Source organism: Macrococcus sp. DPC7161, assembly GCF_004117835.1.
Lineage (GTDB): Bacteria > Bacillota > Bacilli > Staphylococcales > Staphylococcaceae > SDSC01.
This window is the reverse complement of the sequence record NZ_SDSC01000026.1, coordinates 1-560: the sequence shown is the minus strand read 5'-3', so window position 1 is coordinate 560 and position 560 is coordinate 1. Positions and strand designations below refer to the sequence as shown.

The window sequence follows — 560 nt, the reverse complement described above, 5'->3', positions numbered from 1 at the left end:
CTTCCGCGCCGACTTTACGCAGTTCTGTTGCCATCGCAAACAGGCGATCGGTCTCTTTAACACGCCAGTTATAGATATTGCGCAGCGTGGTGGTGCCTTTTGCAAATAACGCCGCCGTGGCAATGGTCATCGCCGCATCAGGAATATGGTTCATATCCATATCGATGGCGTTCAGCTCACCGTGGGTGCAGGAGATGAAGTCATCGCCCCAGGTCACCACCGCGCCCATTTTTTCCAGCACGTCAGCAAAACGGATATCGCCCTGCACGCTGTTGCGGCCAATGCCCGTCACTTTTACCGTACCGCCTTTAATCGCACCTGCGGCAAGGAAATAGGAGGCGGATGAAGCATCGCCTTCAACCAGGTAGTGGCCTGGGGACTGATACTGCTGCGCTCCGCGCACCACGAAACGCTGGTAAGACTGGTTTTCCACCTCAACGCCAAAGGTGTTCATCAGGTGCAGGGTGATATCAATGTACGGCTTAGAAACCAGGTCGCCTTTAATGCTGATGACGGTGTCCTGTGGTGCCAGCGGTGCGGTCATCAGCAGCGCAGTCAGG

Annotated in this window: 1 protein-coding gene; it reads right to left on the bottom strand. The window is 55.5% G+C overall.

Annotation, left to right across the window (positions count from 1 at the left end):
- The coding region (locus tag ER639_RS11910; protein WP_368665666.1) for a 3-phosphoshikimate 1-carboxyvinyltransferase at window positions 1-560 on the bottom strand (560 nt) is incomplete at both ends.